Here is a 10,247-nt window from a genome sequence, read left to right as displayed (position 1 = left end):
TAAAATGAACCATATTACACTCACATCATATCCGTTAGTTCTCTAATAAATAAATCAACACCAAACTTACATAGTTGAGTATATCTAAATGATTATGGTATAATCTAATATAAATGTATTGAAAAAAATCAAAATATTCATATTAGAAATTAATCCATAAATAAATTATAGATAGGTAGGTTTAAACATGAATATATTGTCCGCAGAAAATCTTTCTAAAAGTTATTCAGAGAAAACTTTGTTTGAAAATATTTCATTTGGTATAGACGATAATGAAAAAATTGGTCTAATAGGTATTAATGGTACAGGAAAATCAACTTTATTAAAAACTCTAGTAGGCATTGAATCTCTTGATGAAGGAAAAGTTGTTACTGGTAGAGAAGTGAAAATTCAATATCTATCCCAGAATCCTTATTTTGATAATGAATCTACTGTACTTGAACAGATTTTTAAAGGTGATAGTAAAGTGATGAAACTTATCAGGGAATATGAATTAGTAGTCCAGAAGTTAGAAAAAGAGTACGATAATACCAAACTGCAAGCTAGATTAACAAAACTTAATAGTGATATGGATTCTTTTGATGCTTGGAAAATGGAAAGTGAAGCTAAAAGTATTTTAACTAAGCTTGGTATAAGAGATTTTGAGTCCAAAATGGGAATTTTATCAGGAGGACAAAGAAAAAGAGTTGCTTTGGCAGCTGCTTTAATACAACCATCTGATTTACTTATTCTAGATGAACCTACGAACCATATTGATGATACCTTGATTGAATGGCTAGAAGATTATTTGAATAATCGTAAAGGTGCATTATTAATGATTACACATGATAGATATTTTCTTGATAGAGTAGCCAATAGAATTCTAGAACTAGACCAAAGTAGATTATACTCTTATGTAGGAAATTATAGTATATACTTAGAAAAGAAAGCTGAACGAGAGCAAGAAGTCGTTAGCAAGGAATTGAAGAGAAGAAATATATTTAGAAATGAATTGGAATGGATAAAAAGAGGAGCAAGGGCTAGATCTACTAAGCAAAAAGCTAGAATAGATAGATTTGAACAACTAAAAGAGCAAAAAGTTGACTTAAGAGAAGAAAACATGGATATTACAGTGGGGTCAAGAAGACTCGGTAAGAAGATTATTGATATCCATAATGTGTCTAAGAGTTTTGGTAGTAATACTGTAGTAAAAGATTTTGATTATACAGTTCTTAGAGATGATAGAATAGGTATTATAGGAGCCAATGGACAGGGAAAATCTACATTACTTAATATGATTGATGATAGATTAATTCCTGATAGTGGAAGTATTGACATAGGTGAAACAGTAGTTATAGGATATTACTCACAAGAAAATCTTGAAATGGATGAAAGCCTTAAGGTTATTGAGTATATTAAAGAAGTGGCAGAATATATTACTGCTGGTGATAATTATAAAATAACAGCTTCACAGATGTTAGAAAAATTCTTGTTTACAAAAGAAATGCAATATACTTTTATTAATCGTTTATCAGGTGGAGAAAAGAGAAGATTATATCTACTTAGAGTTTTGATGCAAAATCCGAATATTCTTCTACTAGATGAGCCTACTAATGACCTTGATGTACAGACACTTACTATACTAGAGGATTATATTGATAATTTTAGGGGAGCAGTTATTACGGTATCTCATGATAGGTACTTCTTGGATAAGACCTGTGATAAACTGTTTGTATTTATGGGTAATGGTGAGGTTAAGCAGTTTACAGGTAATTATACAAATTATATTAAGATTAATCTTAATGTTGTTGATGGTAATGAAGGAAGCGATAATGAAGAAAAAGAAAAGACAAAATCAAATTATAAGCAAAGAGAAAGAGCTCCTAAGTTTAGTTACAAAGAGAAGATAGAATATGATGAGATTGATGGTAAGATTGAAGAAGTTGAGGATAAAATAAGTAAGGTGGAAGAAGAGATAGGTAAGGGTGGCAGTGATTTTGTGAGGTTGCAGGAACTTACTGAGGAAAAGGAAAAGTTGGAGAGTAAGTTGGTGGAGTTTATGGATAGGTGGGAGTATTTGAATGAATTGGCGGAGAAGATAGAGGATTATAAAGAGAGATAATTTATATATAGCTAAATTATACTAAAAAACGACAATAGTTTACAGTGAAGTTATAGAAAGTGACGAATTAATAATTTGTTACTTTTTTTTGTAACTTTTTATTGGTTGTGTGCCTTATATAAGAGGAGATATTTTTTTGGAGGTGTGAAATTGTGAGGTTAACTTAATTGAATGTATGTAAAGAATCAATATAAAATGCTCAAAGTTAAAAAAGGAGAATTGAATAATGAAAACAAAAATTAGAAGTATAAGCTGTATAATATCTATAGCTTTATGTATTATCTTATTTAGTAATTATAAAAATGTATATGGACAAGATTTAGCAACAAGATTTGTCAATTATGCTCTTGGAGAAAATCATACTATAGGACTAAAAAATGATGGAACAGTATGGTCATGGGGCTATAATAGTGATGGTCAATTAGGAGATGGAACAACAACAAATAGACTATCCCCTGTACAAATAATTGGATTAACAGATATTAAGACTATTGTTACTGGTGGATTTCATACTATAGGACTAAAAAATGATGGAACAGTATGGGCATGGGGAAATAATGAATATGGACAGTTAGGAGATGGAACAACAACAAATAAGCTAATCCCAGTACAAGTAAAAGGATTAACAGATGTTAAAATTATAGTTACTGGTGGTTTTCATAATATAGCAGTAAAAAATGATGGAACAGTATGGGCATGGGGCAATAATATTTGGGGACAATTAGGAGATGGAACAAAAACAGATAGGCTAACTCCAGTACAAATAAAAGGATTAACAAATATTAAAACTATTGTTGCTAATAGGACGTATAATATGGCAATAAAAGATGATGGAACAGTATGGGCATGGGGCGATAATAGTTATGGACAGTTAGGAGATAGAACAAAAACAGATAAGCTAATCCCAGTACAAATAAAAGGATTAGCAAATATTAAAATTATTGTTGCTGGTGATTTGTATAGTATAGTAATAAAAGATGATGGAACAGTATGGGCATGGGGAAATAATGAATATGGACAGTTAGGAGATGGAACAACAACAAATAAGTTAATCCTAGTACCAATAAAAGGATTAACAGATGTTAAAACTATAGTTACTGGTGGAAATCATAATATAGCAATAAAAGATGATGGAACAGTATGGGCATGGGGCTATAATGGTCATGGACAGTTAGGAGATAGAAAAGCCAACAGGAATAGTCCAATCCAAATAAAAGGATTAACAAATACTAAAACTATAGTTGCTGGTGGTTATCATAATATAGCAATAAAAGATGATGGAACAGTATGGGCATGGGGGTGTAATGGTTATGGACAGTTAGGAGATGGAACAATAACCTATACATCACCTCCAACACAAATAACATCTTTAACCCCAACTAATTATCCTCAACAACCACAAAACATATCTGCTACATCAGAAAATGGGAATATATCTCTTTCATGGGATACAACTATAAATGCTATCAGTTACACAATTAAAAGAGCAACAACTTCAAACGGAGAATATACAACAATAGCAGACAATATAACAGAAACAACATATATAGATAATAATGTAACTAGCGAAACAACATATTATTATGTTGTAAGTGCAGTAAATAATGGTTTAGCGAATGATTCAAAAGAAGTATCAGCAACAGCAAAAACAACTCAAACAGTGCCAATTGCTCCAACAAATGTAAGTGCAAAAAGTGGAAATCAAACTGTAGAACTAAATTGGAATGATGTAGAAGGAGCAGAAAATTATATAATAAAAAGAAGCACTACATCAGGTAGTGGATATACGGTTATAGCAGATAATGTAACAGGAACAATTTATACAGATACAGAAGTAACTAACGGATCGACCTATTATTATGTAGTAGTAGCAATAAATGAAGCAGGAGAAAGTGGCAATTCAGAAGAAGTAACAGCAACACCAAAAGAATCAACAAAATTACCAACAGTTCCAATCAATGTAACTACAACAGCTGGAAATCAAACTGTAGAATTAAGCTGGAATGGTGTACCAGATGCAGATAGTTATGTTGTAAAAAGAAGTACTACATCAGGTAGTGAATATACAGTTATAGCAGACAATATAACAGAAACAACATATGTAGATAAAGAATTAACTAATGGAACAACTTATTACTATATAGTAACTGCAAAAAATAAAGTAGGAGAAAGTGGTAATTCACAAGAAATATCAGCAACACCTAACCTATTACCACCAACTACACCAACCAATATCCAATCAATAGGTAAAGACCAAACAGTAAATTTAAGCTGGGATAACGTATTAGGGGCAGATAGCTATATTATAAAAAGAAGTACAACCCAAGATGGTACTTATTCAACTATAGCATCAGATATTACATCTACAACTTATGAAGACACAGGACTAACTAACAGAACAACTTATTACTATATGGTTTTAGCAAAAAATGAAGCAGGAGAAAGTGCAAATTCATCTAAAATATCAGCAATACCACTTAATGAGCCACCAGCATCACCTACTGGTTTAACAGTTAAAAATAGTGATAAATCTGTCAATCTAACATGGTCAAATACAAATGGTGCATTTACTTACAAAGTAAAAAGAGCAACAACATCAGGGGGGCCATATACATTAGTAGCTAATAATATCACTGGTACTACTTATACAGATAATGGTTTAACTAATGGAACAAGATACTATTATGTAGTATCTGCAGTTAATACCAAAGGAGAAAGTACAAATTCAACTGAAGTCACAGCGCTGCCAGATATAACAAAACCAAATTCACCTACAGGTATCAACGTATCTACAGCAGATAAAAGAATTACTTTGACATGGAATAAAATTGCTAATGCAGATATCTATATAGTCAAAAAAGCAACTACTTCAGGAGGACCTTATACAATAGTATCTAATAATTTAACAAAAACAACCTATACTGAGTTAGGATTAAATAATGGAACATCATACTACTACATTATAATTGCTAAAAACGAAAAAGGTGAAAGTGAGCCATCTATTGAAATAGAAGCTGTACCTGGAATTCAAAAACCTAATAACGTAATAATACAAGTAGTAGATAAAGAAATAAAATTATCATGGGATCCAGTATCTAACGCAGATGTATATAAAATAAAACGTTCAGAAGATTTAGATGGTCCATATACAGTATTAAGCGAAGGTATAACAGGAACAAACTATGTTGATAACAGTATAAAAGAAAATAAATTATACTATTACGTGATATCTGCTGTTAATAGTTTAGGTGAAAGCCCAGAAACAGAACCAGTATCAGCTCTTGTAAAAGATTCTGTAGATAAAAGATATATTTTACTTGTAGTACTTAATAATGGTATGCAAAAAGAATATGATATAGATACATCTACAGCTGTTAAATTCATAAACTGGTACTTAAATAGAGCTAATGGAATTGGTAGTCCATTTTTTACCTTATTTAATCAAGAAAAATGTGATGTTTTTGAAAACAGTAAAGATTATATAGGATTTAATACTATTTTATATTATCAACTCAATGAATATAAAATTTATATGAAAAAGTAAAAGGATGAGGTGGAAAGTACAATGAATATAAAAAAGATAATTAGTCAATTGTTTCTTTTAGCATTACTTATAAGCAATATAAGTATAGATACACATGCTTCTGTACCTTCAAAAATTAATGTTTATGATAACCAATCTTTAGATGGTGGTATTAAACTAACTTGGTATAAAATTTCTGATGCTACTAGATATATAGTAAAAAGAGCAGAAAAAAGAAAGGGAACATATACGGTTATAGCAGATAATATATTAGAAAATACCTATCAAGATACAGGACTTGAAAATTCAAAATTTTATTATTATAAGGTTATTGCACAAAATGAAGAAGGATTAGGTATTGAGTCTGATATAGTAGCGGCGGCACCTTCAAAATCAAATTATATATGGTTTGATATATATGGATTACAATGTGATTTATGTGGGATAGACATATATGATATTAATGATAATAAAATTTATTATTCTACACACTATATAAGTGATTCAACAATAAGTATACCATCTTCATCCGATTATGCTACTGGGATGGCATATAGGTTAAGAGATCATAATCGAGTACCATTTAATACTAATGATAAATGGAAAGGAAATACTGCTCCAGTAGCAAGAGCTGGATTTAAGCTTAGTCCACATAATGGAATAAAAAAAATAGTAATACATGCAGGTGAATTTTCACCTATAAAAACATATATTTTTGAGACTATGAGTCCATCTGTAAATTCTGAAAAAGTTTATTATAAGTTAGAATTAAATTATGAGATTAGAGGGAATACAATAGAATATATAGTTAATAAATCCGGTTTGAAAGCAATTGGACAAAATGAAAAAATATTTTTAAAATGGGACAATATAGAAAATATTAAAAATTACATTATTAAAAGGTCAGAAAATAAAAATGGACCATTTTCTATTCTAACAACTATTACAAACTCAAATGAATATGTAGATAAAAATTTAGAAAACCAAAAAATATATTATTATAAAGTAGAATGCGTTACTAATAACCAAAACATTATTGACTTAGGAACAATAAATGCAAAAACTACAAAAGATAGATACATAATTTTAGAGTTATACGAATCATATGGAAAGAATTACTATGATGATTTTGGCATTAATGAGTTGCAAATCTTAGATTCTAATAATAATGTAATTAATTATGGTGTTGCAGATAGTGCAAAATTTGATTTGCCTATAAATTATTATGGCAATATAATTAATTCTCTAGGTAGAGATTATGAAGATTTTAAATTAGCTCAAGATAAAAATTTAGAAAATTATGTATTACTAGGTTATAAATTTTTGCAAGGGGAGTGGAAAAGATATGCATTAAAACTTGATGAAAATATAGGTGTAGATAAAATAAATTTATGGACTAGTGATCATAAACAGCCCAAAAAAGTAACATTTTATAAATCTTTATCATATGACTATATAAATAACTTGAAAAATAGGAGAAATGATAATTTATCATTTTTTGCGGAAAAACAAATAGCAGATACTGAAGAACTTATTAAATACGAATTTACCCAAACATCCCCAAACACACCACAAGGTGTAAATGCTATCTCTCAAGATACAAAAGTTAATATTAAATGGAATAAAGTAGATAACGCAGACAGCTATAAAATAAAACGTTCCACTTCACAAAGCGGTCCTTACACAGTTATCCAAGAAGATATAGTGGATTTACAATACACTGATACTGGAGTTATTAATGGAACAGAGTATTACTATGTTGTATCAGCAGTTAATAAAGGTGGAGAAAGTAATAATTCATTAGAAGCTAGTGTTATACCAAGTGCCAAATTACCACAAGCACCTACAGGACTAACAGCAAAATCACAACAAAATGGAATTAATCTATCTTGGAATCCAATATATAATGCAAGTAGCTACACTATAAAACGTTCCGAAACAGCGGGCGGACCTTATGAAACAATATTGGAAAATACAACAGATACATCATTTAGTGATTCAGGCTTGACTTTTGGTACAACATATTATTATGTGATAACAGCTAATAACACTATAGGGATAAGTAATAACAGTGAAGAAGTACAAGGTACACCTGGACAGGTATTACCAGAAAAACCTATAAATATAATCACCAAAGTAAAGGAAAATAATGTATATCTTACATGGGATACAGCTAATCATGCAGTAAGTTATAATGTTATGCGCTCCGAGACTGAAGAAGGTACATATACTGTAATTGAAAATGTAAAAGGTATATCTTATAAAGATGTAACTGCTGAATCTGACAAAATATATTTTTATAAAATAATAGCTGTAAACGAACAAGGTGAAAGTGAAGCTTCTGAACAAGTGAGAGTTGTAGTAAAAGATAATATAGAGCAAAAAATACTCCTATCATTAACAATGAAAAATGGTTCAACTAAAGAATATGTCATAACTCACAGTCAACTAGTTAAATTCATGAGTTGGTATCAAGATAATACTATTAAAAAAGGGTTACCATATTTCACATTAATAGCTAAGAATAAATATGGTGCATATAAAAGTAGTAAAAAATATATTTTATTTGACTCAATAATGGCAATTGATGTAAAAGAAGTACAATCTAATTAAGATAAAAAGATGGATTCATTAACATATATGTTGATAATATGTTAATGAGTTCTATCTTAATGATTTAGTAATTGATAACATGTACTTACTTAACTATATAAGTAGAATTAAATAATTGCTCTAGATTCGCAAGGAGGAAAAAAATGAGAAAGAAAAGATATCTTATACTATTGACTTTTTTAATAGTTTTAAATTCATGCGTATTTGTAAAAGGAGATTCACTTCCATCAGTTCCAACAAATATTCAAGTAACCTCTAACGATAATAAGATTGTATTATCATGGGATGAGGTAGATGTTTGTAAGCAATATGAAATAGAAGTAGATGGAGTAGTAATAGATAATAGCCAATACACCATATTTGAGCATGAAAATCTAATGCCATTAACAACTCATAATTATAGAGTAAGGGCATTAAATGAAAATGGTAGAAGTGATTGGAGTTCTATAATAACTCAAAAAACAGCTAATCCCAAATTACAACAAATAAATATCATGAAAAGTAGTAAAGAAATAATAGAACCAAGATATGGTTTTGGAACAGTAACACTTAATAATAAAATATATATAATAGGTGGGTATGGTGATGGTTATATAAGTACAATAGAAGAATATGACCCAGTACAAAAAATGTGGGAAATAAAAACAACTATACCAACCAATAGAATGCAGCCATGTGTTGTAGCTCACAATAACAAAATATATATTATTGGAGGCTACAATAACCAAGAAAAAGAATTAAATACTGTAGATGTTTATGATTTGAAAAAGGATTCATGGGAACAAGTAAAATCTATGCCAACAAAAAGAAGTGGGGCAACTGCAGTACAATATAATAATAAAATCTATGTAATAGGTGGTTATAGTAGTCAACAAAAAGTATTAGATGTGGTAGAAGTATATGACACTAAGACGAATTCATGGACAACTATAAAATCTATGCCAACAAAAAGAAGCCTAATGGATGCTATTGTATATGATAACAAAATATATGTTATGGGAGGATATAATGGTTTCGTTTTAGGAGATGTAGAAGTATATGATATAGATACTGATACATGGCAAAGAAAAGGACAGATGCCTATACCAAGGTATTCTTTTAATACTACTTTACTTAATAATCAAATAATGATAGTGGGCGGATATAATACTATACCTTTTAATACCATAGAACTCTATAATCCTAATAATAATAAATTTATTCATCAAACTACTCTAAAAAACGAAAGATATGCTTCGGGAATTGCTGTTATAGATGAAAATCTTTATATAATAGGTGGAACTAATGAAGCAGCTCCTCTTAATATTGTAGAAAAAGCATATGTCAAAAAAGATGAAGCACCATATAATTTTAATACTCAAGAAGTAGGAAATGATATTCTTCTTACATGGGATAAAGTTGAAGATGATACTTTATATGAAGTTGAAATCAATGGTGTAAAAGTGCAAAATGGATTTAATAATTCTTATACTGAAAAAGATATTAAAATAAATAAAAAATACTATTTCAGAGTAAGATCAATCACTGAAAAGGGCATATCACAATGGAGTTCTTATAAAACATACATCAAATATAATGATAAACCTTCAGCATATGCTTATATTGGTGAAAGAGTTAAAGACGAGGAGAATTATGAATCAATTGATTTATATATTATGACTAAAAATATCAATGATATTTATTCAGCTGAAATAGAATGTACCTATGATAAAGAAGAAATAGAGATAACAACTAATGGTATCAATCAGCTTATTTATTTAGAAGAAAATCCTTATCAATATATTAATTTAGATGAAAAAACAGGACGAATCTATCTTAATTTATCTTTAACAGGAAATAAAGTACAAAATAATGATTTAGTCAATGTTTATAGAATTACACTTAATCTGCGAACCTTAGATAATACAAAAATAAATGTAGATAAAATAAATTTGGTTGATTCCGTTGGACATATAATAGACATATCAGAGATATACGACTTAGACATTCCATCATTATACTAAATATGTG

Annotated in this window: 4 protein-coding genes; all 4 read left to right on the top strand. The window is 29.3% G+C overall.

The genetic code is table 11. The features are described from left to right. The first annotated feature begins 187 nt into the window (after nt 1-187). Complete coding sequence (locus ACX6CF_RS09990; RefSeq protein ID WP_458785183.1) at nt 188-2,101, top strand: ABC-F family ATP-binding cassette domain-containing protein; 1,914 nt, start codon at nt 188-190, stop codon at nt 2,099-2,101. Between the two features lie 226 nt (nt 2,102-2,327). After that, nucleotides 2,328-5,645: an RCC1 domain-containing protein gene (locus ACX6CF_RS09985; protein ID WP_458785182.1), complete on the top strand. Its 3,318-nt coding sequence runs from the start codon at nt 2,328-2,330 to the stop codon at nt 5,643-5,645. A gap of 21 nt (nt 5,646-5,666) precedes the next feature. Continuing rightward, nucleotides 5,667-8,237, top strand: a complete 2,571-nt coding sequence (locus tag ACX6CF_RS09980; protein ID WP_458785181.1) for a fibronectin type III domain-containing protein — start codon at nt 5,667-5,669, stop codon at nt 8,235-8,237. A gap of 143 nt (nt 8,238-8,380) precedes the next feature. Beyond that, nucleotides 8,381-10,240, top strand: a complete 1,860-nt coding sequence (locus ACX6CF_RS09975; protein WP_458785180.1) for a Kelch repeat-containing protein — start codon at nt 8,381-8,383, stop codon at nt 10,238-10,240. The last annotated feature ends 7 nt before the right edge of the window (nt 10,241-10,247 follow it).

It is taken from the genome of Vallitalea sediminicola, assembly GCF_054408565.1.
Note: the sequence above shows the minus strand (reverse complement) of the source record. Positions and strands in the feature narration are given on the sequence as shown.

Bases quoted from the DNA above. Each gene is read 5' to 3' on its own strand.
- ACX6CF_RS09990 (WP_458785183.1), top strand. From the start codon at position 188: ATGAATATATTGTCCGCAGAAAATCTTTCTAAAAGTTATTCAGAGAAA.
- ACX6CF_RS09985 (WP_458785182.1), top strand. From the start codon at position 2,328: ATGAAAACAAAAATTAGAAGTATAAGCTGTATAATATCTATAGCTTTA.
- ACX6CF_RS09980 (WP_458785181.1), top strand. From the start codon at position 5,667: ATGAATATAAAAAAGATAATTAGTCAATTGTTTCTTTTAGCATTACTT.
- ACX6CF_RS09975 (WP_458785180.1), top strand. From the start codon at position 8,381: ATGAGAAAGAAAAGATATCTTATACTATTGACTTTTTTAATAGTTTTA.